The following is a 26,722-nucleotide window of genomic DNA, read 5'->3' as shown; positions in this document are numbered from 1 at the left end:
GCCCCGGCACGCCCAGCGCGAGTCTTCCCATGAGCATCAAGAGCGACCAATGGATCCGGCGCATGGCCGAGCAGCACGGCATGATCGAGCCCTTCGAGCCCGGCCAGGTGCGCCAGCAGGACGGTCGCAAGCTCATCAGCTACGGCACCAGCAGCTACGGCTACGACATCCGCTGCGCGCCGGAATTCAAGGTCTTCACCAACATCCACAGCACGGTGGTGGACCCGAAGAATTTCGACGAGAAGAGCTTCGTCGACATCCATGCCGACGTCTGCATCATCCCGCCCAACAGCTTCGCGCTGGCGCGCACGGTGGAGTACTTCCGCATTCCGCGCAACGTGCTGACCATCTGCCTGGGCAAGAGCACCTACGCGCGCTGCGGCATCATCGTCAACGTCACGCCCTTCGAGCCCGAGTGGGAAGGCTACGTCACGCTGGAGTTCTCCAACACCACGCCGCTGCCGGCCAAGATCTATGCGGGCGAAGGCTGCGCCCAGGTGCTGTTCTTCGAGAGCGACGAGGTCTGCGAGGTCAGCTACAAGGACCGCGGCGGCAAGTACCAGGGGCAGAGCGGCGTCACGCTGCCCAAGGCTTGACGCGGGGCTGAGCGGGCCGGTCGACGCCGGGCCGCCCACCCGGGGCCGGGACGGCCGCCTCGGCCTTGGCGCGTGCGCGCCCGACGCCCGCCGCGTCGGTGGTGCCGACAGATGGGCCGCCTGCGCGACCGACAGCGCGCGCCCGCCGCAACCTACAAGCCGCTGCGGGACGGGCCTCCATCTGGCGCCTGGGCATCGAGGCCATGCTTCGCCGCCATGGCGCGGAGGGGCCGCGCAGGAGTAGCCGATGTCCTCACTGTCTTCCTCGTTCTCGGTGTCAGCGTCCGATTCCTCGCTCTCGCGCTTCCAGCGCATCGTGATCGGGCTGCTGGCGGTCGTCGCCGTGCTGCAGCTGGTGGCGCTCTACCAGGTGACGCAGGGGCAGGTGCAGGCGGCGAGGGCGCGGGCCGAACAGGAGCGCGCGGACGTACAGGCCGCGGCGGAGACGCGTGCCCAGCGCGCTCGTCTGACGGCCGCCTTTGCCGAGGCGGCCAGCGTACAGTCGGTGGGCTACACACTGGCCCGTTGAGCGGACACGCCGCGGCGCGGGTCGCGCCGCCGGCAGGGCCGGTCGAAAGGAAAACGATGCGCTGGGAAGGCAACGAACAGTCCGACAACGTCGAAGACCGCCGTGGCATGGGCGGCGGCGGGGGCTTTCCCATCGGTGGCCGAAGCATCGGCCTGGGCACGGTGGCGATTGCCGTGGTGGCGGGATGGATCTTCGGCATCAACCCTCTGACGCTGCTCGGCGCCCTGAGCGGCGGCGGAAGCCCGGTCGTCCAGCAGCAACAGGCGCCTTCGCATGCGCCGCGCAACGACCAGCAGACGGCTTTCGTCAGAACAGTTCTTCGAAACACTGAGGTGGTCTGGGGCGAGGTGTTTCGTGAAGGCGGCGCGCAGTATCGACCGCCGATTCTGGTGCTCTTCGACAACCGGATCGACACCGCCTGCGGCACCGGCCAAAGTGCCATGGGCCCCTTCTATTGCCCTGGCGACAGCAAGGTCTACATCGACCTGCGCTTCTACGACACGCTGCGCAACCAGCTGGGCGCCCCGGGCGAGTTCGCCCAGGCCTACGTGATCGCCCACGAAGTCGGCCACCATGTGCAGCACCTGCTGGGCATCACCGACAAGGTCGACAACCTGCGCCGCCGCCAGAGCGAGGCGCAGGCCAACGCCACCAGCGTGCGGGTGGAACTGCAGGCGGACTGCTTCGCCGGCGTATGGGCGCAGCGCTCGCAGGAATCCAAGCAGTGGCTGGACCCGTCCGACATCGCTGCCGCCATGAACGCGGCCGAGAAGATCGGCGACGACGCGCTGCAGCGCTCGGCCGGCCGTGCCGTGGTGCCCGACAGCTTCACCCACGGCAGCAGCGCCCAGCGCCAGCGCTGGTTCATGAACGGCTACAAGAGCGGCCAGGTCAAGGCCTGCGACACCTTCAACGCCAGCACGCTCTGACGGCCTCAGGGGGGCCCACCCCGGCGGCCGAATGGCCCGTCACCCCGCTGTCACTGCCGTTTTTGAAGGCAGTGCGACAATCGCGGACTTCCTATGAGTACTCTCTATTCCGACCTCGCGCTGGCGGACCCGTTGAAGCGCGCCGTGGCCGACATGGGCTACGAACACATGACGCCGATCCAGGCGCAGGCGATTCCGGTGGTGCTGTCCGGCCAGGACGTGATGGGCGCCGCCCAGACCGGCACCGGCAAGACGGCCGCCTTCTCGCTGCCCCTGCTGCATCGCCTGCTCAAGCACGAGAACGCCTCCACCTCGCCCGCCCGGCATCCGGTGCGCGCGCTGGTGCTGCTGCCGACGCGCGAACTCGCCGATCAGGTGGCGCAGCAGGTCAAGCTGTATGCCAAGTACACCCAGTTGCGCAGCACCGTGGTGTTCGGCGGCATCGACATGAAGCCGCAGACCGCGGAGCTGAAGAAGGGCGTCGAGGTGCTGGTGGCCACCCCCGGCCGGCTGCTGGACCACATCGAGGCGAAGAACGCGGTGCTGAACCAGGTCGAGTACGTGGTGCTCGACGAGGCCGACCGCATGCTGGACATCGGCTTCCTGCCCGATCTGCAGCGCATCCTGTCGTACCTGCCCAAGCAGCGCACCACGCTGCTGTTCTCTGCCACCTTCTCGCCCGAGATCAAGCGCCTGGCCTCCAGCTACCTGCAGGACCCGATCACCATCGAGGTGGCGCGGCCCAACGAGACGGCCTCCACCGTCGAGCAGGTGTTCTACGGCGTGCACGAGGACGACAAGCGCCGCGCGCTTAAGCAGATCGTGCGCCAGCGCGGCATCACCCAGGCCTTCGTCTTCGTCAACAGCAAGCTGGGCTGCGCCCGCCTGGCGCGCTCGCTGGAGCGCGAGGGCCTGCGCTGCACGGCGCTGCACGGCGACAAGAGCCAGGACGAGCGCCTCAAGGCCCTGGCCGCGTTCAAGGCCGGCGAGGTCGACCTGCTGGTGTGCACCGACGTCGCCGCGCGTGGCCTGGACATCAAGGACGTGCCCGCCGTCTTCAACTACGACGTGCCCTTCAACGCCGAAGACTACGTGCACCGCATCGGCCGCACCGGCCGCGCCGGCGCCTCGGGCCTGGCGGTGAGCTTCGCCGGCGGCGGCAACGATGCCCGTCTGGTGGCTGACATCGAGAAGCTGATCAAGAAGAAGATCGAACTGCAGCCGCTGGAGATGGACGACGACCGTCCGCGCGGCCGCATGAACGACGGCCGGCGCCGCTGGCGCGAGGACGGCGAGACGGGCGACGCCCGCGACACGCTGGACCGCCCGCGCAGCAGCGCCCCCGCCGCCGCCGAGGGCTACCGCGCCCCGCGGCCGCAGCGCACGTCGCATGCGCCGCGTGACCCGTTCTTCGACAAGCCCTACGAAGCCACAGGCCGCGACGAGGCGCCCGCCTGGGAGTCCGCCGCCAAGGCACCGGCGGCCGCCAAGCCGCCGGGCTCGTCCAACATCCGCACCAAGCGCAAGGTGGCGGCGCTGTTCAAGTCGGCGGAGCCGCAGCAGCAGAACTAATTTGAGCTGAGCAAGCCTCGGTCGGCGGGGCGCCGCGATCTTGAACGAGCTGGCATCCGTGCCAGCTTTCGTTTTTCTGCCAGCCACCGTGCTGGCCTTGACCCTGCATCGATCAAAAAAGGAGACCTCCCATGCCCGGCCTGCTGCCCGACGTCGATCCCGACGGACTGCTCGAGTTTTCGGTGGTTTACACCGACCGCGCGCTCAACCACATGTCCAAGCGCTTCACGGGTGTGATGCAGGACGTCCTGGCCACGCTCAAGGAGGTCTACCACGCCCGCACCGCCGTGCTGGTGCCCGGCAGCGGCACCTTCGGCATGGAGGCCGTGGCGCGCCAGTTCGCCAACCGCGAGAAGGTGCTGATCGTGCGAAACGGCTGGTTCAGCTACCGCTGGAGCCAGATCTTCGACGCCGGCGGACTGGGCGGCGGCGCCATCGTCTGCCAAGCTCGCCAGCAGGGCGAAGGGCCGCAGGCGCCCTGGGCGCCGTGCCCGGCCGAGGAGGTGGCGGCGACCATCCGCGCCGAGAAGCCCAAGGTGATCTTCGCGCCGCACGTGGAAACGGCCAGCGGCATCCTGCTGCCCGACGACTACCTGCGCACGGTGAGCGCCGCCGCCCGCGAGGTGGGCGCGCTCTTTGTGCTGGACTGCGTGGCCTCCGGCGCCGTGTGGGTGGACATGGAAGCCACCGGTGTGGACGTGCTGATCAGCGCCCCACAGAAGGGCTGGAGCGGCTCGCCCTGCTGCGCCATGGTGATGCTGGGCGAGCGTGCCCGCGAAGCCATCGAGGGCACCACCAGCAGCAGCTTCTCCTGCGACCTCAAGAAGTGGATGCAGATCGCCGAAGGCTACGAGCGCGGCCAGCATGCCTACCACACGACCATGCCGACCGACGCGCTGGTGCTGCTGCGCGACGTCATGCAGGAAACCCGCGACTGGGGCTTCGAGGCGGCGCGCCGGGCGCAGTTCGAGATCGGCGACAAGGTGCGTGCCCTGCTGGAGTCGCGCGGCCTGCCCAGCGTGGCGGCCGAGGGCTTCAAGGCGCCCGGCGTGGTGGTGAGCTACACCACCGACCCCGGCATCCAGAGCGCGAAGAAATTCATCGAGGCCGGCCTGCAAACCGCTTCGGGCGTGCCGCTGCAGTGCGGCGAGGGTGCGGACTTCATGACCTTCCGCATCGGCCTGTTCGGCCTGGAGAAGTGGCGCAACGTCGACCGAAGCGTCGGCCACCTCAAGGCCGGGCTGGACAAGGTGCTGGGCAGCGCCGCCTGAGTGGAGCCGAGCCGCTTCGAGGGCGGCATCGGCGCGGTCCCGGCGCCTCAGCCCGGCGGCTGGGCCTGCTCGCAGCGCACGTCGATGCGCTCGCGATCCTGAAGCGTGGCGCCGATGCGCACCGCCGTCAGGCAGCCGCCCCAGACGCAGCCGGTGTCGGTGGACAGCAGGTCCGGCCGCGACAGCCAGCCCAGCGTGGACCAGTGGCCGAAGGCGACCACCGCCTCGGCGGTGCGGCGGCCGGGCACGTCGAACCAGGGCAGGAGGCCGGCCGGCGTCTCCGCGGCGCCGTCCTTGGTCTCGAAGTCCATCACGCCCGCGGCGCTGCAGAAGCGCAGCCGCGTGAGGGCGTTGACGATCACCCGCAGCCGCGCCGTGCCGCGCAGCCCGTCGGACCAGGCGTCGGGCACGTTGCCGTACATCTCGTGCAGGAAGGCGCCCAGGTCCGGGCTGCGCAGCACCGACTCCAGTTCGCGGGCATGGGCCAGGGTGGCGTCCACCGTCCAGGCCGGCAGCACGCCGGCATGCACCATCAGCAGGTCGCGGCCGCCGATGCGCTCGTGCAGCGCCATCGAGCGGTGGCGCAGCCAGTCGAGCAGGGCGTCGCGGTCGGGCGCCTGAAGAATGGGCGCCAGCGTGTCGCGCCGCCCGGGCTTGCGCACGCCGTGGGCCACACCGAGCAGGTGCAGGTCGTGGTTGCCGAGCAGGCTGCGCGCCGCGTCGCCCAGGGCCTGCACCCGGCGCAGCACGCCCAGGGAGTCGGGGCCGCGGTTGATCAGGTCGCCCAGCAGCACCAGCCGGTCGCGGCTGGGGGAGAAGTCGAGCGTGTCCAGGAGCCGGCCCAGGGCGGCGTCGCAGCCCTGCACGTCGCCGATGAGATAGAGTGCCATGCCCTCATTCTCCCCTTTGCCCCTCGATGGATATCCTGCTGCTGGCCTTCCTGACGACATGCAACGCGTTGTTCGCCATGTCCGAAATGGCGCTGGCCACCGCCCGCCGCGCACGGCTGGCCGCCCTGGCCGAAACGGGGGATCTGGGCGCGGCCGCGGCGCTCAAGCTGCTGGACACGCCGACGCAGTTCCTGTCCACGGTGCAGATCGGCATCACCTCCATCGGCATGCTCAGCGGCATCGTGGGCGAATCCGCCTTCGCCGGGCCGCTGGCGCTGGAGATGCAGGAATGGGGCATGGGCGAAGGCCCGGCCAGCATCCTGTCGACCGCCGTCGTGGTCACGGGCATCACCTTCTTCTCGATCATCTTCGGCGAGCTGGTGCCCAAGCGCATCGGCCAGCTGTATCCCGAGCCGGTGGCGCGCTGGGTGTCGCGGCCCATGGGCGGGCTGGCGCGGGGTGCCAAGCCCTTCGTGGCGCTGCTGTCGGGCACCACCGCGGCCACGCTCAAGCTGTTGCGCATCGACGCCACCGGCGCGCGCGGCGTGACCGAGGAAGAGATCTCCGCCAGCCTGGAGGAAGGCGTGGATGCCGGCCTGATCGAGCGGCACGAGCACCAGATGGTGCGCAACGTGTTCCACCTGGACGACCGGCGCCTGTCCTCGCTGATGGTGCCGCGCAGCGACATCGACTGGATGCCGGCCAACCTGACCGTGGCCGAGGCGCTGCAAAAGGTGGCGGCGGCCGGTGCGCTCAACCTGATGCATTCCTGGTACCCGGTGTGCCGCAATTCGCTGGACGACGTGGTGGGCGTGGTGAGCGTGGCCCACCTGCTGAAGCTGGGCACGGCCCACGAGGGGACGCTGGGCACGCTGGCACAGCCGGCCTCCTTCGTGCCCGAGACGCTCACCGGCCTGGAACTGCTGGAGCAGTTCCGTGCCCGCGCCGGCCGCATGGTGCTGGTGGTGGACGAATACGGCGTGGTGCAGGGCCTGCTGACGCCGCGCGACCTGCTGGAGGCCATCACCGGCGAGCTGCATCCGCACATGCCGGCCGACGCCTGGGCCATGCCGCAGCCGGACGGCAGCTGGAACCTGGACGGGCTGATGCCGGTGTCCGAGTTGCGGGCACGGCTGGCGATCCGCGAATTGCCGGACGAGGAGCGCGGTCGCTATAACACCGTCGCCGGCCTGCTGATGTCGGTGTCGGGCCGGCTGCCGGCGGTCGGCGAGCAGATCGAATGCGCCGGCTGGGGCTTCGAGGTGCTGGCGCTGGAAGGCCGACGCATCGACCGGGTGCTGGCCCGGCCGCTGGAGGCGGCGGCCGCCTGACTAGTAGGCGCGGTTGCCGGCGCGTGCGGGCCTCAAGGCCTGTCCGGTGCCGGGGCGTCTGCGTGCCCGTGGGGCAGGTGCTCGTGGCGCCACTGCCAGGGCGGCTCGGCCAGCGCGTCCTGCCACAGGCCGCGACGCGCGCGGCGTGCACCGGCTTCGGCGGCGGCATAGCGCCGTCGTTCCGCCGCCGTCTGCCGTCGGGCGTACTGCCGGTACCACCAGGCCAGGCCGGCGTCGAGCAGGGCTTCGCCGGCGTCCAGGGAGGGCGCGGCATCGGGCATGTCTTGCGGCGGCACCTTCACCGCACAGACCTGCCGGCCGTAGCGGTCCTGGTCCACGCAATGGAGTTCGACCTCGCGGTGCAGGGCCAGCTGCGCCAGCAGGCGGCGCGCGCTGCGCCCGTGCGGCTGGCCGGCCTCGGGCGCATCGACGGCATGCAGGCGCACGGCCAGCGGGCCGGTGCCGTCGCAGTCGGCCTGGAGCGTGTCGCCGTCGAAGACCGCCGTCACCAGGCAGAGCAGGAGCGTGGATGCCAGCGCCAAGGTCGCCGCCGGGAGGTGCCGTTCACACCGTCTCAGGCCGGCGGCGGCAGCGCAGCCGTTTCCTCGCCGAAGCGCGCCTTGATCTCCAGCAGCTGCGGCAGGTTCTGCTGCAGCAGCTCGACCAGCGCGGGATCGAAATGGCTGCCGCTCTGGCTCTGGATCCAGCCCATGGCGTCTTCCACCGGCCAGGCCGGCTTGTAGGGCCGCGCGCTGGTGAGGGCGTCGAAGACGTCGGCCAGGGCCACGATGCGGCCGACCAGCGGAATGTCGGCACCGGCCAGGCCGTGCGGATAGCCGCTGCCGTCCCATTTCTCGTGGTGGGTGAGGGCGATGGTGCGTGCCAGCTGGAACAGCCGGGAGGGATGGTTGCCCAGGATGTCGGCGCCGATGCGCGGGTGTTCCATCATCACCGTGCGCTCCTCGGGCGTGAGGGCGCCGGGCTTCTGCAGGATGGCGTCGGGAATGCCGATCTTGCCGATGTCGTGCATGGGCGCGGCATGCAGCAGGTCGTCGGCCTCGGCGGCGCCGTAGCCGGCCGCCAGGGCCAGCACGTGCGCATAGTGGCTCATGCGCACCACGTGCAGGCCGGTCTCGTTGTCCTTGTATTCGGCGGCGGCACCCAGGCAGCGGATGGCCTGCAGCCGCGTGACGTGCAGCTCTTCCATGCGCACCAGCGACAGGTGCGTACGGATGCGCGCGCGCAGGATGCCGGCGTTCAGCGGTTTGACGACGTAGTCGACCGCGCCGCAGGCCAGGCCGAGTTCCTCGTTGGCCTCGTCGGCCAGCGCGGTGGCGAAGATGACCGGCACGAAGCGGGTCAGCGCCTGGCTCTTCAGTTCGCGGCAGACTTCGTAGCCGGTCATGCCGGGCATCATTACGTCCAGCAGCACCAGGTCGGGCGTGGCGGCGGCGGCCAGGGTCAGGGCGCTGCGGCCGTCCTTGGCGAACACCAGCCGGTAATCGGCATGCAGCATGCTGCGCACCACCTGCAGGTTCAGGGGTTCGTCGTCCACGACGAGCACGGTGGGCCGCTGGATGGCGGAGAGGTCGATCATGGGTGGGAGGCCTTCTCGCCGGCCACGGCCGCGTCGGCCGGCAGGCGGTCGATCAGCGATTCCAGCAGTCCGGCCGCGGTGGTGAATTCGAAACCGTCGAGCGCATGGCGCAGCACGTCGGCCGCCTCGCCCTCGCCGAGGTAGGCCAGCGTGGCGGCGATGTCGGCCCAGTCGTCGTCGCCGGTCATCTCGTTGCGGCGCAGGGTGGCCAGGATGCCGTCCAGCATCTGGCGCAGCCGGGCGTTGTCCAGCAGCGTGCGCTCGGTGCCCTCGATGCCCGCCACGGCGGCGGGCGCGGGCCGGTCGGCCAGTTCGGACTGCACGGCCTGCAGCGCTTCGTCCACCGCCGGCATGGCCTCGAGCGCCGCATCCTGCTGGCCATTGGCCAGGGCCAGCTCGACCCGGGTGACGACGGTGTAGAGGCCGTCGCAGGCCAGGTTGCCGGCCAGGCCGCGCAGCCGGTGCGCGGCCTGCCGGGCGTCGTCCAGCTCGCCGCGCTCGATCAGGTCGAGCAGGACGCCGTCCTGATGCTGCGCCAGCATCTGGGCCATGGCGTGGCGCAGGCAGGACTCGCCGCCCCAGTTGCGGATGCCGCGGTTCCAGTCGATGCCGCGTTCGGCGGGCGGGTGCGTCGCTTCGCCCGCGGCCATCGACCGCTCGCCGTCGCCGCGCTGCAGGCCGGTGACGCGCGCCATCTCGGCCAGCAGCTGGGCGGCCTCGAAAGGCTTGGGCACGAAGCCGTCCATGCCCGCTTCGCGTGCGGCCTGCCGATCGGCCGGCAGCACGCTGGCGCTCAGGGCGATCAGCGGCGTGGCCGGCAGGCTGCGCAGGGCCTCGTGGGCCCGGATGCGGCGGGCGGCTTCCAGGCCGTCGATGCCGGGCATGTGCACGTCGAGCAGCACCACATGGAAGCGGTGGGCCGCCATCAGCGCCAGCGCCTGGGTGGCGTCGCCGGCCGTGTGGACCTGGTGACCGCGCTGGCCGAGCGCCAGGCGCACCAGGTCGCGGTTCTCGGGCACGTCGTCCACGGCCAGCACGGCCAGCGGGGGGGGCTCGATGCCCTGGTCGTCATCGGAGGGCGTGCGCACCGCCTGGGCCAGGCCGGCCGCCAGCGGCAGCAGCACGCGGAACAGGCTGCCTTCGCCCGGCTCGCTCTGCACCTCGATGCGCCCGCCCATGAGCTCGGTGAGCTGGCGCGCGATGGTGGTGCCCAGGCCGGTGCCGCCGAAGCGGCGGCTGGTGGAGGCGTCGGCCTGCGCGAAGGGGTCGAAGATGGCGGCCAGCCGGTCGGCCGGGATGCCGATGCCGGTGTCGCGCACGGCGAGCTCCACCAGATCGCCGGCGCGGCGGGCCTCCAGCCGCACCTCGCCGCGTTCGGTGAACTTGATGGCATTGCCCAGAAGGTTGGTGAGCACCTGCCGGATGCGCACCGCGTCGGCGCGGAAATGTTCGGCCAGTGCGTCGTCCCACAGCACGAGCAGCTTCAGGCCCTTGCGCTCGGCCTCCAGCCGCAGCGAGGCGGCGGTCTGCTCCAGCAGTTCGCGCAGGGAGAAGTCGGCCAGCTCCAGCTCGAGTGCGCCGCGGTCGAGCTTGGCGGTGTCGAGAATGCCGTTGAGCAGGCCCAGCAGGCTCTGGGCCGACTGGCGCACGGTCTGCAGGTGGCGCCGCTGCTCGACCGCCAGCGGGCCTTCCAGCAGCAGTTCGGTGAAGCCCAGGATGGCGTTCATCGGCGTGCGGATCTCGTGGCTCATGTTGGCCAGGAACATGGTGCGTGCCGCGGCCGCCTGCTCGGCGCGCGCCTTGGCTTCGCGCAGGGCGCCTTCCATCTGGCGGCGCGGATTGATGTCCTGCGCCAGCAGCACCACGCGCACCACGATGCCGTCGGCGTCGAAGATGGGGTTGTAGGAGCCCTGCAGCCAGAACTCCTGGCCCTGGCGCGTCACGCGGCGGTATTCGCCGACCTCGAATTCGCCGCGGCGCAGGCGCTCCCACAGAGCGTCGAAGGCGGTCTGGCGGCCGGTGACGGCGTCCACCAGGTCGTGGTGGTGGCGGCTGCCGATTTCGGCGCGGGAATAGCCCATCCAGCCGAGCAGCCGGTCGTTGGCCCATTCGATGCGGCCGTCCATGTCGAACACGGCCACGCCCATCACGCGCCGCACGGCTTCGGACATGCCCTCCTGGAGCCAGTGCTGGCGGCGGGTTTCGGTGATGTCCAGCAGCACGCCGTCCAGGCGCGCCGCGCCGCCTTCGCGCGGATGGGACACCTGGCCGGTGAACCAGACCCAGCGCTCGGTCTCGCTGCGGTGGAGCAGGCGGAATTCCGCCGTCACCGGCGCGCCCTCCGCCAGGCCGCTGGCCAGGATCAGCGCCTGCTGCACGCGCTGCCGGTCGGAAGGATGGATCAGGTCGACCAGCGTCCGCCGGCCGGCGGTGAATTCGGAGGCCGTCCAGCCCGTCAGGCCTTCGACGCGGGGACTGGCGAAGGTGACCGTGTGGCCCTCGTCGAGCAGCAGGGTGAAGGAGACGCCGGGGATGTTGTCGATCAGGCCGCGGTAGCGTCGCTCGCGGCGGCGGATGGCTTCTTCCTCGGCATGCTGGGCACTGATGTCCACCAGCGAGACCAGCCGTTCGGTGCCCGGGTGCGTCGCCGGGCGCAGGTCGGCGTGGGCCAGCCGCAGTGCCAGCGTGCCGCCGCCGGGCAGGTTGCGCAGCGCCCGGCGTTCGCCGGGGCCGGCCGGGCTGCTGGCCGCGTCGTGCAGCCAGTCGGACAAATCGGTGTGCGTGGCGTCCAGCAGGGCGGGAAGCGCCTGGCCGAGGGCGGCGCCGGGTGCGAGGCCCAGCAGCCGGAGCGCGGCGGCGTTGGCGGCGGTGACGCGGTCCTCGCCGTCGATCAGCACCAGGCCGTCGGGCGCCTGGTCGAAGCGTCGCTGGAGGTCGTCCATCTTTTCCTGACGGGCGCGGGCCTGGCGCAGGCCCGCATGGCCGGCGTAACCCACGGCCGCGGCGCACAGCAGGAGCGCCTGCGCGGGCCAGGGCAGGCCGAACACCGGCGGCAGCGCGGGGGCGGGCGCGTCGCCCAGCAGGGCGCCCAGGGCCACGATGGCGCAGGCGCCCGCGGCGGCCGCCAGGGCGATCGGCAAAGGACTGTAAGCCGGCCCGGTTGCCGGACGGCGCGTATGGCGAAGGGCCGCATAGACCATCAGAATGCCGGCGGCGGCGCAGGCGAGCAGCACGGCCACCGCCGCCAGCGCAGGCACGCGCCAGGCCATCCACAGGCCGAGCCCGGCCAGGCCGCTCAGGCCGGCGGCGATGGCGCCGCGGCGCGGGGACCGTGCCCAGCCGGCGCCGAGCACCGCCGCCAGCGCGGCCAGCGGCAGCAGCGGCCAGCCCCAGGGGGCACCGTCCTCCTCGATGCCGCCCAGGCCGAGCGTCGCCTGCAGTGGCAGCAGCAGCCCGAAAAGCCAGGCGAGGCCGGCCAGCAGCAGGCCCGCGGCGCGGTCGGCGCGTGTGCCGAGACCGGCGCCCGTGCGCAAGGCGTGCCAGCCGCACAGCAGGCAGGCGGCCGCGCCCAGCCAGGCGCTGGCGAGCAGTTGGAGGTGGGAAGAAGCACCCAGCCAGTCGGTCGGCGCGGCCATCGCTTCAGTGTGTAGAGGGGGAGGGGAGCTTAACGCTGTCCTCCAACGGATGGGCGATCCAGTGCGCCGACCGGCTGCGCTGTACCGGAGCAGCCCGGCCAACAAAAAAGCCCGCAAGCGGTGAGCTTGCGGGCTTGAAGATGGTGCCGGCGACCGGAATCGAACTGGTGACCTACGCGTTACGAGTGCGTTGCTCTACCAACTGAGCTACGCCGGCGGACTTTGCATTTTAGTGCGAGAAGCCGCTTTGGTCAGCGGCTTCGAAAGTAGCCCGCAAGTATAGCCTGAAAAATCTCAGGCTTCCAAATGGTATTGCGTGACGCGCTCGACCTCGTTCTTCGAGCCCAGCACCACCGACACCCGCTCGTGCAGCTTGCCCGGCTGGATGTCCAGGATGCGCTGGCGGCCGTTGGTGGCTGCGCCGCCGGCCTGCTCGACCAGCCAGGCCATGGGGTTGGCCTCGTACATCAGGCGCAGCTTGCCCGGCTTCTCGGGCTCGCGCTTGTCCCAGGGGTACATGAAGACGCCGCCGCGGGTCAGGATGCGGTGCACGTCGGTCACCATGCTGGCGATCCAGCGCATGTTGAAGTCCTTGCCGCGCGGGCCGTCCTTGCCGGCCAGGCATTCGTCGATGTAGCGCTTCACCGGGGCGTCCCAATGGCGCATGTTGCTCATGTTGATGGCGAATTCCTTGGTGTCGGCCGGGATCTCCATCTTGTCCGTCGTCAGGATGAAGCTGCCCTGCTCGCGGTCCAGCGTGAACATGGCCACGCCGTCGCCCACGGTGAGCACCAGCACCGTCTGCGGGCCGTACAGGCAGTAGCCGGCGGCCACCTGCTTGCAGCCGGCCTGCAGGAAGTCGGCCTCCTGCACGCCCGGGTGGTCGTCCGGCTTCTTCAGCACGCTGAAGATGGTGCCGATGCTGACGTTGACGTCGATGTTGCTGGAGCCGTCGAGCGGGTCGAACATCAGCAGGTACTCGCCCTGCGGATAGCGGTTGGGCACCACGTAGATGCTGTCCATCTCCTCGCTGGCCATGGCGGCCAGGTGGCCGCCCCATTCGTTGGCCTCGATCAGCACCTCGTTGGCGATGATGTCCAGCTTCTTCTGCACCTCGCCCTGCACGTTCTCGCTGCCGGCCGTGCCCAGCACGCCGCCCAGGGCGCCCTTGTTGACCGACAGGCTGATGCGCTTGCAGGCGCGGGCCACCACCTCCAGCAGCAGGCGCAGCTGGCCGGGAATGAGGCCGTCGACGCGTTGCTGCTCGACGAGGTAGCGGGTGAGGGAAATGTTCTGAGAGGCCATGGGGTCTCCTGTGGGATGGCTGAAAACGTTTAGGGGGCGAGCGCGCGGCTGACGACTTCGAGCGTGTCCTTGCTCAGGCCGGGCCGGGCCGCCACGCGGGCGATGGCCTCGCGCGCGGCGCTGCGGTAGGGCTCGGCCAGCTTGCTCCAGCGGTCCAGCGCGCGCGCCAGGCGGGCGGCGACCTGCGGGTTGATCTCGTCCAGCTCGATCACGCGGTCGCTCCACCACACGTAGCCGGCCGCGTCGAGGCGGTGGAAGGCGCCGGGGTTGGCGTTGCAGTAGCTGAAGATGACGCTGCGCGCACGGTTCGGGTTCTTGATGGAGAAATCGGCGTGCCGCGTCAGCTGCTTGACCAGCGGCAGCACGTCGCCGTCCCGGTCGGGCGCGCTGGCCTGCAGGCCGAACCACTTGTCGATGACCAGCGCCTCGTCCTTGAACATCGCATGGAAGCGCGCCAGGGCCTGCGCCGCCAGCGGATGGCCGGCCACCACCAGTGCCGTCAGCGCGTTGAAGCGGTCGGTCATGTTGGACGCGTCCTTGAAGCGCTGCAGCGTCTTGCCGGGCCACACGGTGTCGCCCGACTCGCGCGCGGCGATGCACAGGTTCGCCAGCGCCATGCCGGCCAGGGCGCGGCGGCCGGCCGAGACGGGCTCGGGCCGGTAGGCCCCGGTGTCCTTGTTGTCCTCGTAGGCCTGCTGCCATTCGGCGAAGAGCGCCGTCGCCAGCTGGGTGCGCATGGCCTCGCGCACGCGGTGCACGCGCTGCGGGTCGACCACGTCGAGCTGCTCGGCAATGTAGACCTCCGACGGCAGGCTGAGCACCAGTTCCTTGAAGGCGGCGTCGAGCGTGGGATGGCGCAGCACCTCGCGCATGGCGGCGATCAAGGCCTCGTCGAGCACCGGCGCGTCGGGCGCGCGCGTGTCGTCGCCGATGGCCGCGAGCGCGGCGCCGAGCGCCAGACGCTGGGCGGCTTCCCAGCGGTTGAACGGGTCGGTGTCGTGGGCCAGCAGGGCGAGCAGCTGCTCGCGCGTGTAGTCGAACTGCAGTACCACCGGCGCGCTGAAGCCGCGCAGGATCGAGGGTACGGGCGCCTCGTCCACCCCGGTGAAGGTGAAGCGCTGCTCGGCCTCGTGCAGCACCAGCGTGAGCGATTCGCCGGCCGGCTGCGCGGCGCCTTCCAGCTGCAGCGGCAGCGCGCGGCCGTCCGCGCCCAGCAGGCCGAGGGCCACGGGGATGACGAAGGGCTCCTTCACCGACTGGCCCGGCGTGGGCGGGCAGCTCTGCGAGAAGGCGAGCGTGTACGTGCGTGCCTCGGCGTCGTAGTGGCCGGTGGCGGCCAGGCGCGGCGTGCCGGCCTGGCTGTACCAACGCTTGAACTGCGGCAGGCGGCGGGCCAGTTCGCTGTCGGGGTTGGCGTCGGCGATGGCCTGGGCGAAGTCGTCGCAGGTCACGGCCTGGCCGTCGTGGCGCTCGAAATACAGCGTCATGCCGCGGGCGAAGCCTTCGCGGCCCACCAGCGTCTGCATCATGCGGACGACTTCGGCGCCCTTCTCGTAGATGGTGACGGTGTAGAAGTTGCTGATCTCGATGTAGCTGTCGGGCCGCACCGGATGGGCCATCGGGCCCGCGTCCTCGGGGAACTGCGCCGTGCGCAGCACCCGCACGTCTTCGATGCGCTTGACCGCGCGCGCCGACGGCTCGGCGCACAGGTCCATGCTGAACTCCTGGTCGCGGAAGACCGTCAGGCCCTCCTTGAGCGAGAGCTGGAACCAGTCGCGGCAGGTGACGCGGTCGCCGCTCCAGTTGTGGAAGTACTCGTGGCCCACCACGCTCTCGATGTTGGCGTAGTCGGCGTCGGTCGCAGTGGCCTGGCTGGCGAGGACGTACTTCGTGTTGAAGATGTTCAGGCCCTTGTTCTCCATCGCGCCCATGTTGAAGTCGCTGGTGGCGACGATCATGAAGCGGTCCAGGTCCAGCGGCAGGCCGAAGCGGGCCTCGTCCCACAGCACCGAATGGATCAGCGAGTTCATCGCATGCTCGGTCTTGTCCAGGTCGCCGGCGCGCACGTAGACCTGCAGCAGGTGCTCGCGGCCGTTGCGGGCCTTGATGCGCTGTTCGCGCGCCACCAGCTTGCCGGCCACCAGGGCGAACAGGTAGGCCGGCTTCTTGAACGGGTCCACCCACTTGGCGAAGTGGCGGCCCTCGGGCAATTCACCTTCCTCGACCAGGTTGCCGTTGGACAGCAGCACCGGGTAAGCCGCCTTGTCGGCGCGCAGGGTGACGATGTAGCTGGCCATCACGTCCGGACGGTCCAGGAAGTAGGTGATGCGGCGAAAGCCCTCGGCCTCGCACTGGGTGAAGAAGGTGTTCTGGCTGACGAAAAGGCCCATCAGCTTGGTGTTCTTCGCCGGGCAGCAGGTGGTGAAGATCTCCAGCTCGAAGTCGTCGGGCAGGCCGTCGATCACCAGCTGACTGCCTTCCATGCGGAAGGCGGCGCCCTGGCCGTTGACCAGCACGCGCGCCAGGTTGAGTTCGTCGCCGTCCAGGCGCAGCGGCTGGGCCGCGACCTCGGGGTTGCGCCGCATCTTCATGCGGTTGAGCACGCGCGTCTTGGCGGGGTCGAGGTCGAAGCACAGGTCGACGGTGTCGATCCAGTAGGCGGGCGGCGCATAGTCCTCGCGCTGGATGGCGACGGGCTGGGCCGATTGGGCGTCACGAGAGAGCAACATCGAGCGTCTCCAGAAAATGAGAGCGGAGGAGGGAGTGGTAGTCGGGCACGGCCGCAATCACATGCGGGCCGGCGAGTTCGTCGGCGCCGTGGGTGCTGCACACGGCCACGGCCCGCATGCCGGCGCGGCGCGCGGCCTCGATGCCGAAGGGTGCGTCTTCGAAGACGATGCAGCGCGCGGGATCGGCGTCGATGCGGCGGGCCGCTTCGAGAAAGATGTCGGGCTCGGGCTTGCCGCGCAGGCCCTCGTCGCCGCCGACGATGGCCAGCGGCGGCGGGTCCATCTTCAGGCGCTGGAGCGCGAAGGCGATGTTGTGCCGGTCGCCGGCGGTGCCGACCGCGATCTTCAGCCCGCGGGCTGCGGCCTGCCGCGCGAAGGCGGTGAAGCCCGCGACCTCGGCAAAGGTCGCATCGAAGAGCTCGCGGTAGATCGCTTCCTTCTCATTCACCAGCGCCAGGCATTCGTCGGGCGGCAACTCGCGCTCGAACACCTCGCGCATGCACTCGGTGCCGGTGCGGCCCGTGGTGCGGCGCAGGATCTCGTCGGCGGGCATGGCGATGCCGTGCCGCTGGGCGAAGGCCACCCACGACTTCGCATGCCAGGGCATGGAGTCGATCATGGTGCCGTCCATGTCGAAGATGAGCGCCTGCACGGGCAGGGTGGCGCCGTCCGGGCGCGGGCTGCGTCCGAGCATCAGACGCCCTGCTTCAGCGAGGCTTCGATGAACGGATCCAGGTCGCCGTCGAGCACCTTCTGCGTGGCCGAGATCTCGACGCCGGTGCGCAGGTCCTTGATGCGGCTGTTGTCCAGCACGTAGCTGCGGATCTGGTGGCCCCAGCCCACGTCGGTCTTGCTGTCCTCCAGCTTCTGCTGCTCCTCGAGGCGCTTGCGCATCTCGAAGTCGTACAGGCGCGAGCGCAGGCGCTTCCAGGCCACGTCGCGGTTGCTGTGCTGGCTGCGGCCGTCCTGGCACTGCACAACGATGCCGGTCGGCAAGTGCGTCAGGCGCACCGCGGAGTCGGTCTTGTTGATGTGCTGGCCGCCGGCGCCGCTGGCGCGGTAAGTGTCCACGCGCACGTCCGAGGGGTTGATCTCGATCTCGATGGAGTCGTCGATCTCCGGATAGACGAACAGCGAGGCGAAGCTGGTGTGGCGCCCACCCGAGGAGTCGAAGGGCGACTTGCGCACCAGGCGGTGCACGCCGGTCTCGGTGCGCAGCAGGCCGAAGGCGTACTCGCCTTCCACCTTGATCGTGGCGCTCTTGATGCCCGCGGTTTCACCGGGGGACTCGTCCTCGACCGTGGTCTTGAAGCCCTTGCGCTCGGCGTACTTGAGGTACTGGCGCAGCAGCATGCTGGCCCAGTCCTGCGCCTCGGTGCCGCCGGCGCCGGCCTGGATGTCGACGAAGCAGTTGTTCGGGTCGGCCGGGTTGTTGAACATGCGGCGGAACTCGAGTTGCTCGATTTCCTTGCGCAGTTCCTCGGCGTCGGCGGCGATGGCCTTCAGGCCGGCCTCGTCGCCTTCTTCCTTGCTCATCTCGTAGAGCTCGGTGTTGTCGGCCAGCTCCCGCTCCAGGCGCTGGATGACCAGCACCACGCCGTCCAGGGCCTTCTTTTCCTTGCCCAGCTCCTGGGCCTTCTTGGGGTCGTTCCAGACCGACGGATCTTCCAGCGAGGCGTTGACGGTCCTCAGGCGTTCGGCTTTGGCATCGAAGTCAAAGATACCTCCGCAAGTCGGCCGTCCGGGTGCTCAGGTCGGCCAGGGTGGTGCCAATGAGGTTGATCTGTTCTGCGTCCATGGTGCGGTCCTGTTCTTGCGGGTGTTCGGGGAAACGCGCGATTTTCTCACGCGGCGTCGTCGGCCGAGGGCGGCTCGAAGGGCAGCACCACGCGGAAGGTGGAGCCGTCGCCCGGCGTGCTCTCCAGTTCGATGCGCCCGCCGTGGCCCTGGACGATCTGCTGGGTGATGAACAGGCCCAGCCCCAGGCCGCTGGCGACCTCGCGGCGGCCGGATTCGGCGCGCTCGAACTGCTGGAAGATGCGGGCCTGGTCCTCCGGCGCGATGCCGATGCCGCGGTCGCGCACGCTCATCACGGCTTCCTCGCCGCGCAGCGCGACGCGCACGTCCACCGGCTTGCCGCCGCCGTAGCGCAGGGCATTGGTCAGCAGGTTGGTCAGCACCTGCTCCAGGCGGAATTCGTCCCAGACGCCGGTGAGCGGCTCGGGCGCTTCCAGGTGGATGGCGGTGCCGGCGGCCTCGGCCTGCTGGGCCAGGGCCGCCACCACGCGCGCCGCCATGGCGCTCAGGTCGAATGCCTGCGGGCTCATCGACAGGCGGCCGTTGCGCATGCGCGTCACGTCCAGCAGGTCGTCGATCAGGCGCACCATGGCCTGGATCTGGCGCTGGTCGCGTTCGGCCGTCTCCTTCAGCCGCTCGGGCGTGAAGAAGAACATGTGGCCGCGCGCCAGGTGCATCTTGCGCACCTGCGTCTCCAGGTAGAGCGTGTTGAGCGGGGTGCGCAGCTCGTGCGAGACCATGGACATGAAGTCGTCGCGCATGCGCACCGCGCGCTCCAGGTCGGCGCGGGCCTCGCGCAGCTCGGCCACCAGCGCCTGCTGCTCGCGGTGCATCGCGGCCAGGGCCTCCATCTCGCGCCGCAGGGCCATGCGGCCGTGGTACAGCTCGACGAAGATGCTGACCTTGCTGCGCACCATGTGCGCGTCCAGCGGCTTGTGCAGGAAGTCGACGGCACCGCTCTCGTAGCCCTGGAAGGCGTAGTTGAGTTCGCGGCCGGCGGCGCTGACGAAGATGATCGGGATGGTGCGGGTGCGCTCGGTGCCGCGCATCAGCTCGGCCAGCTCGAAGCCGTTCATGCCGGGCATCTGCACGTCCAGCACGGCCAGGGCGAATTCGTGCTCCAGCATCAGGGCCAGCGCCTCGTCGCCGGAGCGCGCCTGGTACACGCGGCGGCCCGGGTCGCGGATCAGCGCCTCGAGCGCGATCAGGTTCTCCTCCAGGTCGTCGACGATCAGGAGCTTGGTTTCGATCTCGGGCGTTTCAGTGGACATGGTGCTGGGCGTCGAGCCGGATCAGCAATCGGCGCAATAGGGCCAGGGAGAGAACGAAATCGGGGCGCCGCAGGGCCAGGGCGGCCTGCGGCATCTGGGGCGCGAGGGCTTCGTCGGGTGCCTGCACGGCCGTGAGGCCGCCGGCCTGGCCGATGTCGGCCAGGCCCCGCGCGCCGTCCTCGTTGGCGCCGGTCAGCAGCAGGGCGGCCAGGCGGGGCCCGTAGGCATCGGCGGCCGAGCTCATCAGCAGGTCGATGGAGGGGCGCGAGAAATGCACCGGCGGCTCGCAGCTGAGCGAGAAACAGCGTTCGGCCTCGATGCCCAGGTGGTAGCCGGGCGGCGCGAAATGCAGGGTGCCGGGCGCCACGTCGGCCTTGTCGCGCGCTTCGCACACGGGGATGGGCAGGCGGTGCGCGAAGATCTCGGCCAGCCGGCTGTCGCGGTCCTGCGGCAGATGCAGCACGGCGACCATCGGCAGCCGCCAGGGCGTGGGCAGGTCGGCCAGCAGGCGCAGCAGGGCGTCCACGCCGCCGGCGGAGGCGCCGATGACCACGGCGTCGACCACCGGCAGCGCACCGGGCGCGAAGCCGTCGTCGTCCGCTTGGGCGGCCGGGGCGGGGGAGGGCGAAGCCGCGCTGCGCATCAGGCCCTCTTGCGGAAGATGCGCTCGGCCCGGGCGAGGGTGTCGAAGCGCTCGCCGTAGGCGGAGAAGTCGATGCTCTCCTTGGCGCCCAGCCCCAGGAAGCCGCGGTGGCACAGCGAGTCGTGGAAGAGGCCCAGCGCCCGGTCCTGCAGCCGCCGGTTGAAGTAGATGAGCACGTTGCGGCAGGACACCAGGTGCGTCTCGGCAAACACGCTGTCGGTGGCCAGGCTGTGGTCCGCGAAGATCACGTTGGCACACAGCGCGGGGTCGAAGCGGGCGCTGCCGTAGGCGGCGGTGTAATAGTCGGAGAAGGACTTGCGCCCGCCGGCACGCTGGTAGTTGGCCGTGTACTCGCGCACCGCGTCGGCCGGGAAGATGCCCTGTCGCGCCTTCTCCAGCGACTGCGGGTTGATGTCGGTGGCGTAGATGAGTGCGCGGTCGAGCAGGCCTTCCTCGCGCAGCAGGATGGCGAGGGAATAGACCTCCTCGCCCGTGCTGCAGCCGGCCACCCAGACTTTGATGGACGGGTAGGTGTGCAGCACCGGCACCACCTGCTGGCGCAGCGCGAGGAAGTAGTCCGGGTCGCGGAACATCTCGCTGACCGGAACGGTGAGGTACTGCAGCAGCCGGCCGAAGACCTGGTCGTCGCGCAGCACCTGCTCCTGCAGGGCCGAGATGCTGCGAAAGCCCATCTGTTCCAGCGCATAGTTCACGCGGCGCTTCTGCGAGGCGCCGGTGTAGTCGCGGAAGTCGTGGCTGTAGCGCAGGTAGATGGCTTCCATCAGCAGCCGCACCTCGATGTCGGCCGCGCTGGGCGGCGGCGGGGCGGGCTCGCCCGGTGCCGGGCCGCCGCGCGCGCCGCGCTGCGGCAGCACGTCGCCGCCGGCCTCGCCGGGGCTGGCGCCCTGCCGCGCGGGGTTGGCGCTCACAGGCGCTCCATGTGCGGCATCCACACGCGCAGCAGCGAGAACAGGCGGTCCAGGTCGATGGGCTTGGCCAGGTAGTCGCTGGCACCCGCGGCCAGGCACTGCTCCTGGTCGTCCTTCATGGCCTTGGCGGTGACGGTGATGACGGGCAGCTTGCGGAAGCGCGGGTCGCCGCGCAGGCGGCGCGTGGCTTCCAGGCCGTCCATCTCCGGCATCATCACGTCCATCAGCACCAGGTCGATGTCGGGCACGGCGTCGAGCTTGTGCAGCGCCTCGCGGCCGTTGCGCGCCACCTCGATCTTGGCGCCGCGCTGCTCCAGCGCGCTGGTCAGGGCGAAGATGTTGCGCACGTCGTCGTCCACCAGCAGGATGCGCCGGCCCTCGAACACGCGGTCGCGCTCGCGGGCCGTGCGCAGCATGCTCTGGCGCTCGGCCGACAGCTGCGACTCCACCTTGTGCAGGAACAGCGTCACTTCGTCGAGCAGCCGCTCCGGTGAGCGCGCGCCCTTGATGATGATGGAGCGCGAGTAGCGCAGCAGCTCGGCCTCCTCGTCGCGCGTGAGGTTGCGGCCGGTGTAGACGATGACGGGCGGGAAGGAGCAGATCTCCTCGGCCGACATGCGCTGCAGCAGCTCGCCGCCCTGCATGTCGGGCAGGCGCAGGTCGGTGATCATGCAGTCGAAGACGCGCTCGCGCAGCAGCGCCAGTGCTTCCTCGCCGGTGCCGACGGCGGTGATGGCCACGTCCTCGTCGCCGATGAGGTGCACGACGCTCTCGCGCTGCACGTCGTCGTCTTCCACCAGCAGCACCTGCTTGACCTTCTGCGCGAGCCGTGCCTCCAGCCGCGAGAACACGGCCTGCAGCTGTTCGCGCGTGGTGGGCTTGAGCGCGTAGCCGACGGCGCCCATGTGCAGCGCGGCCTCGGCCTGGTCCTGGGCCGACACCACGTGTACCGGGATGTGGCGCGTGCCGGCATCGTCCTTGAGCCGCTGCAGCACGGTCAGGCCGGAGCTGTCGGGCAGGCGCATGTCGAGCAGGATGGCGTGAGGCTGCAGCTCCTGCGCCAGCGCGAAGCCGTCGGCCGCGCCGTGGGCCACGATGCAGTGCCAGCCGTATTCGTGCGCCAGGTCGTACAGGATGCGGGCGAACTGCGGCTCGTCCTCGATCACCAGCACGCGGCGCTTGTCGCCCGGCGGATGGGCACGGTCGTCTTCGAAGCTGGGCGCCGGGGCGGGGCGGGGCGCGGCAGGCGCGCTCTCTGGCGCGGCGGGCGCCGGTGCCGGGGCGACCGGCGCGGTGGGCCCAGCGCTGCGCGGCAGGGGCAGCGGCGCGGCATCGTCGCCTTCCAGCCGCTGGGCGACGTCGGCCGGCAGGCTCAGCACGAAGGTGCTGCCGCGGCCGGGCTCGCTGTCGACGGCGAGCGTGCCGCCGAGCAGGCGCGTCAGGTCGCGCGAGATCGACAGGCCCAGCCCGGTGCCGCCGTACTTGCGGCTGGTGGTGCCGTCGGCCTGGTGGAAGGCCTCGAAGATCAGCGCCTGCTGGTCCTTCGGGATGCCGATGCCGGAGTCCTGCACTTCGAAGCGCACGCCACCGCCCGCACCGGGCAGCACGCGCAGCGCGACTTCGCCGCGTTCGGTGAACTTGATGGCGTTGGACAGCAGGTTCTTTAGGACCTGCTCGACCCGCTGCCGGTCGGAAATGACATGGCCCGGCGCATCCGGCGCCATCTCGATGCGCAGCGTCAGCGACTTGTTCCGGGCCAGCGGCGAGAAGGTGGACGTCAGGGCATCCATCAGCCGGGCCACCGGCAGGTGCTCGGCATGGATGTCCAGCCGCCCAGCCTCGACCTTGGCGATGTCCAGCACGTCGTTGATGAGCGTGAGCAGGTCGTTGCCCGAGTCGTGGATCGAGCGCGCGAAGCGCACCTGCTCCTCGCTCAGATTGCCCGGCGCGTTGTCGGCCAGCAGCTTCGACAGGATGAGGGCGCTGTTGAGCGGCGTGCGCAGCTCGTGCGACATGTTGGCGAGGAACTCCGACTTGTAGCGGCTGGCGCGGGCCAGCGCGTCGGCGCGCTCCTCCAGGTCGGACTGGGCGCGGCGCAGTGCCGCGTTGCGCTGGTCGAGCTGCTCGGTGCGCTCGGCCAGCTGGCTGTTGATCTGCTCCAGTTCGGCCTGCTGGTTCTCCAGGTTGGCCTGGCTCTCGGTGAGCGCGCGGGACTGCTCTTCAAGCTCCTCGTTGGCGGTGCGCAGCTCTTCCTGCTGCACCTGCAGCTCCTCGTTGAGCTGCTGGGTCTCGGCCAGCACCTGCTGCAGGCGCTCGCGGTAGCGGGCGGCGGCCATGGAGCTGCCGGCGTCCTCGGCCACGTTGCGCAGCAGCTCCAGCTCGCGCGGCAGGGGCGCGGCCATCAGGCCCAGCTCGACCACGCCGTTGACCTGGCCCTCGTGGGCGATGGGCAGCAGCACCACCGTGTGCGGCGCTGCATCGCCCAGGCCGGAATTGACGCGCACGTAGCCCGGCGGCACGGGCGTGAGTGCCATCAGCTCGCCGCGCGCGGCCACCTGGCCCACCAGGCCCTCGCCGGGCAGGAAGCTCTGCGATGCCGCCTCGGCCTCGCGCGAGAAGCCGTAGCTGGCCACGCGCCGCTGGCTGCCGTCGGATTCGGCCACGTACACCGCGCCGACTGCGCTGCGCAGGTGCTGGGCGCAGAAGTCCAGCACCTGGCGGCCCAGGTCGTGCGCCGTGAGCTTGCCGACGGTCCGGCTGGCCAGCTCGGTCTGCGTGCCGCGCAGCCAGGCCTGCTCTTCCATGCGCTCGGCGTGCACCGCCTGTTCGGCCAGTGCGGTGCCGTAGCGGTCGGACAGCTGCAGCATCTGCCGCCGCCCGAAGATCGATAGCACGGTGCTGATCAGCGCACTCAACAGCAGGTAGCCGGCCACCACGCCGATGGCGGCGCGGTTGGCGCTCTGGTTGCGCTCGGCGCGCAGGGCCTGTTCGGTCGTGAGGAAGGCGTCGAGCGTGGCGCGGGATTCGTCGGCCAGGCGCTTGCCGCGGCCGGACTGCAGCCGGTCGCCGATTTCCTCGCCGCGGCGCTTGGCGCTCACCACGTCGTCGGCGTAGGCTTCCCAGGTGCGCTGCAATTCGTCGAGCTTGGCGGCACGCGCGGCCTGCTGGGGGTTGTCGCCGACCAGCAGCCGCAATTCGCCGAGAAGGGCATGGGCCCGGGTGCGCGCGATGTCCGTGGGCTGCAGGAAGCCGTCGTTGCCGGTGAGCAGGTAGCCGCGCACGGCGGCCTGCATGTCGGCCTGCAGCAGCTGGGTCTCGGTGGCGGTGCGGGTGACCTTGTCGGTGTGCTCGACCCAGCTGATCACCGACAGCAGGTAGGCGATGAGCGCCACGAACACCACCGCGCCCAGCATGCCGAGCAGCAGCGGCAGCTTGACGTTGCGGCTGAGCAGTCGGCGGAACTCATCGTTGGCGATGGCGGGGCGTCGGTCCATGGGGCAGGCGGTAGTCAGGGCAAAACCGAAAGAGTCTGCCCGATGGCGTGCCTGCGGACTGTCGGAAAAGGCCGCTTGTGGGCGGCCGGGGCGGCGCAGGCTCAGCCGGCGGCGCAGAAGTCCTCGATCAAGGCGGCCACCTGCGCGGGCTGGTCGTGATGAAGCATGTGGCCCGCATCTTCCACGCGCGCCGTGCGCACGTCGCGCAGGCTGCGCAGGCGCTGGTGGTATTCCTCCAGGGTGTAGCGGCCGGCCCACCAGCCGGCCAGGCTGTCGTCGCCGGCCTCCACGGCCAGCACCGGCGCGGTGATGGCGGCATAGAGCGCCAGGATCTCGTCGACGCGGAAGATGTTGGCGTTGATCACCTTGTGCGCCGCATCGCCCTCGATCTCCCAGCGCTCGCTGCCGTCGGCCTGGCGCACGGGCTGCGCCCACTGGCGCGCCAGCCAGGCGGCTTTGTCGGCGGCCAGGCGCGGGTTGGTCTTGGCCAGGCGGCGGGCCACGCCGTCGGCGTCGGCATAGCCCGACAGCGCCATGCCGCCGGCATGCAGCTTCTTGTTCTCGTCGATCCAGCGGGCATAGCGGCCGGGCGCCTCGTCGGGCCGGAAAGCCGGCATGCCGAAGCCTTCCAGGTTGACCAGGCGCCGGATGCGGTTCGGCCGCACGCCGGCGTAGGCCATGGCCACGTTGCCGCCCATGCTGTGACCGACCAGGTCCACGCGCTGGTCGCCGGCGTGGTGGTCGAGCAGCCAGTCGAGGTCGGCCAGGTAGTCGGGCATCCAGTAGTTGTCGGCGCCGCCGCCGCCGGTGCGGCCGAAGCCGCGCCAGTCGGGGGCGATGACGTGGCGGTCCTGCGCCAGGGCGTCGACGACGAACTGCCAGGAGGCCGCCACGTCCATCCAGCCGTGCAGCAGGACGAGCGGCGCGCGGGCGGCGGAGGGCTCGCCCCAGCTCAGCACGTGGTAGCGCAGGTTGCGCACGGGAACGAAGTCGGAGCGGGACGGACGGCGAGGTGCGTACATGGCGGCGATCATAGGAAGCCGCCCGCCGCGGTGCAGTCCGGCACAGGACAGGCGAGAGGCCGCGCGGAGCGACTCAGCCGGCGCGAATGCCGCGCATCATGATCACGCCGCCCAGCGTGGCCGTGTCGCTGCGGATGCGGCGCACCAGCGCCTCCGGCGTGCCGCCGCGGGCCTGCCAGCCGGCGGCGAGCAGGGCGTCCCGCACCTCGGGCGTGCGCAGCACCGACTGCAGCGCGGCATTCATGCGGGCCATCGAGGCGGTCGACTGGCCGGCGGGGCCCGCCAGCGCGGTCCAGATCTCCAGGTCGGCGCCACGCACGTCGGCCTCGCGCAGGGTGGGCATGCCGCCGGTGAGCGGGCTGCGCTCCGGCGCGGTGATGCCGATGGCCTTGAGCCGCCCGTCTTTGACGGCCGGCAGCGCCAGGCCCGGCGGCAGCAGCGCCAGTTCGATCTGGCCGGCCAGCATCGCTTCCACCACCTGCGGGTTGCCGGCGAAGGGCTGGTGGCGGGCGCTGATGCTGGTGCGCATCTTGAGCAGTTCCATGCCCAGGTGGCCGACGGTGCCGGCGCCTGGCGTGCCGTAGCGGGCGTCGGCTCCCAGGTTGCGCGCCCACAGCAGCAGTTCGTCGGGCCGGTGGCCCTGGGCCTTGGCGCTGGTGGCCAGCACCAGCGGGGCAGTGCCGATCAGGCCGATGGGCGCGAAGTCCTTTTCGGGATCGAAGGGCACGGCGTGGTCGAGCAGCCGGGCGATGGTCAGGTTGCCGTTGATCAGCACGCCCAGGGTGTGGTCGTCGCGCGCCTTCGCTACCGCATCGGCCGCCACGTTGCCGCTTGAACCCGGTTTGTTGGCCACGTCGACCGGCTGGCCCAGCAGCTTGGCAAGGGGGGCGGCAACGATGCGGGCGGCGGTGTCGGGCGAGGCGTTGGGCGGAAAGCCCACCATCAGCTGCACCGGCCGCGTCGGCCAGGCGGCATCGGCCTCGGGCGGCGCGGAGGCGGGCCGGGCCGGGCGCGGCCCCACCTGGGCCCAGGCAGGCGCGCAGGCGGTGGCGGCCAGGGCCGCACAGGATCGGAGCAGGCGGCGCTTGTCGACCATGAGCATTCGCAGGAAGCTGAGAAGTTACAAGACGTTAACGGACTGCGCGCGACTGCGCAAGGCGGCTTGTCCGTGCCGCCTGGGCG

At 70.7% G+C, this 26,722-nt stretch carries 20 protein-coding genes and 1 tRNA gene; 6 read left to right on the top strand and 15 right to left on the bottom strand.

The genetic code is table 11. The features are described from left to right. Positions 1–29 precede the first annotated feature (29 nt). The 5 genes from dcd to NS331_RS10820 all read left to right on the top strand — a co-directional run bounded on the left by dcd (position 30) and on the right by NS331_RS10820 (position 4,897). Positions 30–596 carry a dCTP deaminase gene (gene dcd, locus NS331_RS10840; RefSeq protein WP_058641997.1) on the top strand — a complete coding sequence of 189 codons (567 nt, stop codon included), beginning with the start codon at positions 30–32 and terminating at the stop codon, positions 594–596. Positions 597–843: 247 nt separating this feature from the next. Next, positions 844–1,125, top strand: coding sequence for a hypothetical protein (locus NS331_RS10835; RefSeq protein WP_058641996.1), 282 nt, complete (start codon positions 844–846; stop codon positions 1,123–1,125). 56 nt (positions 1,126–1,181) lie between these two features. Beyond that, a complete protein-coding gene (gene ypfJ, locus NS331_RS10830) occupies positions 1,182–2,054 on the top strand; it encodes a KPN_02809 family neutral zinc metallopeptidase (protein WP_058641995.1) in 873 nt (290 codons plus the stop codon). 93 nt (positions 2,055–2,147) lie between these two features. After that, the gene (locus NS331_RS10825; protein ID WP_058641994.1) at positions 2,148–3,626 is read left to right on the top strand and encodes a DEAD/DEAH box helicase; all 1,479 of its coding nucleotides are present in this window, start codon (positions 2,148–2,150) and stop codon (positions 3,624–3,626) included. Between the two features lie 131 nt (positions 3,627–3,757). Continuing rightward, on the top strand, positions 3,758–4,897 hold the full coding sequence (locus NS331_RS10820; RefSeq protein ID WP_058641993.1) for a pyridoxal-phosphate-dependent aminotransferase family protein: 1,140 nt from the start codon (positions 3,758–3,760) through the stop codon (positions 4,895–4,897). 47 nt (positions 4,898–4,944) lie between these two features. On the opposite strand, the gene NS331_RS10815 is transcribed toward NS331_RS10820, so the two are convergent. Continuing rightward, entirely contained in the window at positions 4,945–5,787 is an 843-nt protein-coding gene (locus NS331_RS10815) for a symmetrical bis(5'-nucleosyl)-tetraphosphatase (RefSeq protein ID WP_058641992.1), read from the bottom strand. 26 nt (positions 5,788–5,813) lie between these two features. Between NS331_RS10815 and NS331_RS10810 the strand changes: the two genes are divergently transcribed. After that, positions 5,814–7,118: a hemolysin family protein gene (locus NS331_RS10810; protein ID WP_058641991.1), complete on the top strand. Its 1,305-nt coding sequence runs from the start codon at positions 5,814–5,816 to the stop codon at positions 7,116–7,118. Positions 7,119–7,150: 32 nt separating this feature from the next. Here NS331_RS10810 and NS331_RS10805 read toward each other — a convergent pair whose 3' ends face one another. The 14 genes from NS331_RS10805 to NS331_RS10740 all read right to left on the bottom strand — a co-directional run bounded on the left by NS331_RS10805 (position 7,151) and on the right by NS331_RS10740 (position 26,642). Then, positions 7,151–7,660, bottom strand: a complete 510-nt coding sequence (locus tag NS331_RS10805; RefSeq protein ID WP_242873717.1) for a thermonuclease family protein — start codon at positions 7,658–7,660, stop codon at positions 7,151–7,153. A gap of 32 nt (positions 7,661–7,692) precedes the next feature. Further along, a complete protein-coding gene (locus NS331_RS10800) occupies positions 7,693–8,715 on the bottom strand; it encodes a response regulator (RefSeq protein ID WP_193758081.1) in 1,023 nt (340 codons plus the stop codon). Further along, positions 8,712–12,350 carry a hybrid sensor histidine kinase/response regulator gene (locus NS331_RS10795; RefSeq protein ID WP_058641990.1) on the bottom strand — a complete coding sequence of 1,213 codons (3,639 nt, stop codon included), beginning with the start codon at positions 12,348–12,350 and terminating at the stop codon, positions 8,712–8,714. The genes NS331_RS10800 and NS331_RS10795 overlap by 4 nt, the downstream gene beginning before the upstream one ends. Positions 12,351–12,491: 141 nt before the next feature. After that, a tRNA-Thr gene (locus NS331_RS10790) sits at positions 12,492–12,567 on the bottom strand. Between the two features lie 77 nt (positions 12,568–12,644). Continuing rightward, positions 12,645–13,655 (bottom strand): class 1 fructose-bisphosphatase, encoded by a 1,011-nt coding sequence (locus tag NS331_RS10785; RefSeq protein ID WP_058641989.1) that lies wholly within the window; start codon positions 13,653–13,655, stop codon positions 12,645–12,647. 29 nt (positions 13,656–13,684) lie between these two features. Then, a complete protein-coding gene (gene pepN, locus NS331_RS10780; RefSeq protein ID WP_058641988.1) occupies positions 13,685–16,384 on the bottom strand; it encodes an aminopeptidase N in 2,700 nt (899 codons plus the stop codon). Continuing rightward, complete coding sequence (locus NS331_RS10775) at positions 16,368–17,078, bottom strand: HAD family hydrolase (RefSeq protein ID WP_058641987.1); 711 nt, start codon at positions 17,076–17,078, stop codon at positions 16,368–16,370. The genes pepN and NS331_RS10775 overlap by 17 nt, the downstream gene beginning before the upstream one ends. After that, a protein-coding gene (prfB, locus tag NS331_RS10770) for a peptide chain release factor 2 (protein WP_153012813.1) occupies positions 17,078–18,182 on the bottom strand; the annotation gives its coding sequence in 2 pieces (ribosomal slippage) (positions 17,078–18,100 and positions 18,102–18,182; 1,104 coding nt in all). The genes NS331_RS10775 and prfB overlap by 1 nt, the downstream gene beginning before the upstream one ends. A gap of 46 nt (positions 18,183–18,228) precedes the next feature. Continuing rightward, positions 18,229–19,452: a hybrid sensor histidine kinase/response regulator gene (locus NS331_RS10765; protein ID WP_058641985.1), complete on the bottom strand. Its 1,224-nt coding sequence runs from the start codon at positions 19,450–19,452 to the stop codon at positions 18,229–18,231. Further along, a complete protein-coding gene (locus NS331_RS10760; protein WP_082702396.1) occupies positions 19,442–20,095 on the bottom strand; it encodes a chemotaxis protein CheB in 654 nt (217 codons plus the stop codon). The genes NS331_RS10765 and NS331_RS10760 overlap by 11 nt, the downstream gene beginning before the upstream one ends. Beyond that, positions 20,095–20,895 (bottom strand): CheR family methyltransferase, encoded by an 801-nt coding sequence (locus tag NS331_RS10755; RefSeq protein ID WP_502263808.1) that lies wholly within the window; start codon positions 20,893–20,895, stop codon positions 20,095–20,097. The genes NS331_RS10760 and NS331_RS10755 overlap by 1 nt, the downstream gene beginning before the upstream one ends. A gap of 125 nt (positions 20,896–21,020) precedes the next feature. Next, positions 21,021–24,518, bottom strand: a complete 3,498-nt coding sequence (locus tag NS331_RS10750; RefSeq protein WP_058641984.1) for a response regulator — start codon at positions 24,516–24,518, stop codon at positions 21,021–21,023. A gap of 101 nt (positions 24,519–24,619) precedes the next feature. Continuing rightward, positions 24,620–25,540 carry an alpha/beta fold hydrolase gene (locus NS331_RS10745; RefSeq protein WP_058642069.1) on the bottom strand — a complete coding sequence of 307 codons (921 nt, stop codon included), beginning with the start codon at positions 25,538–25,540 and terminating at the stop codon, positions 24,620–24,622. 73 nt (positions 25,541–25,613) lie between these two features. Next, positions 25,614–26,642: a Bug family tripartite tricarboxylate transporter substrate binding protein gene (locus NS331_RS10740; protein WP_058641983.1), complete on the bottom strand. Its 1,029-nt coding sequence runs from the start codon at positions 26,640–26,642 to the stop codon at positions 25,614–25,616. Positions 26,643–26,722: the final 80 nt, after the last annotated feature.

It is taken from the genome of Pseudacidovorax intermedius, assembly GCF_001476815.1.
Lineage (GTDB): Bacteria > Pseudomonadota > Gammaproteobacteria > Burkholderiales > Burkholderiaceae_C > Xenophilus > Xenophilus intermedius_A.
This window is presented reverse-complemented; position numbering and strand designations above follow the sequence as displayed.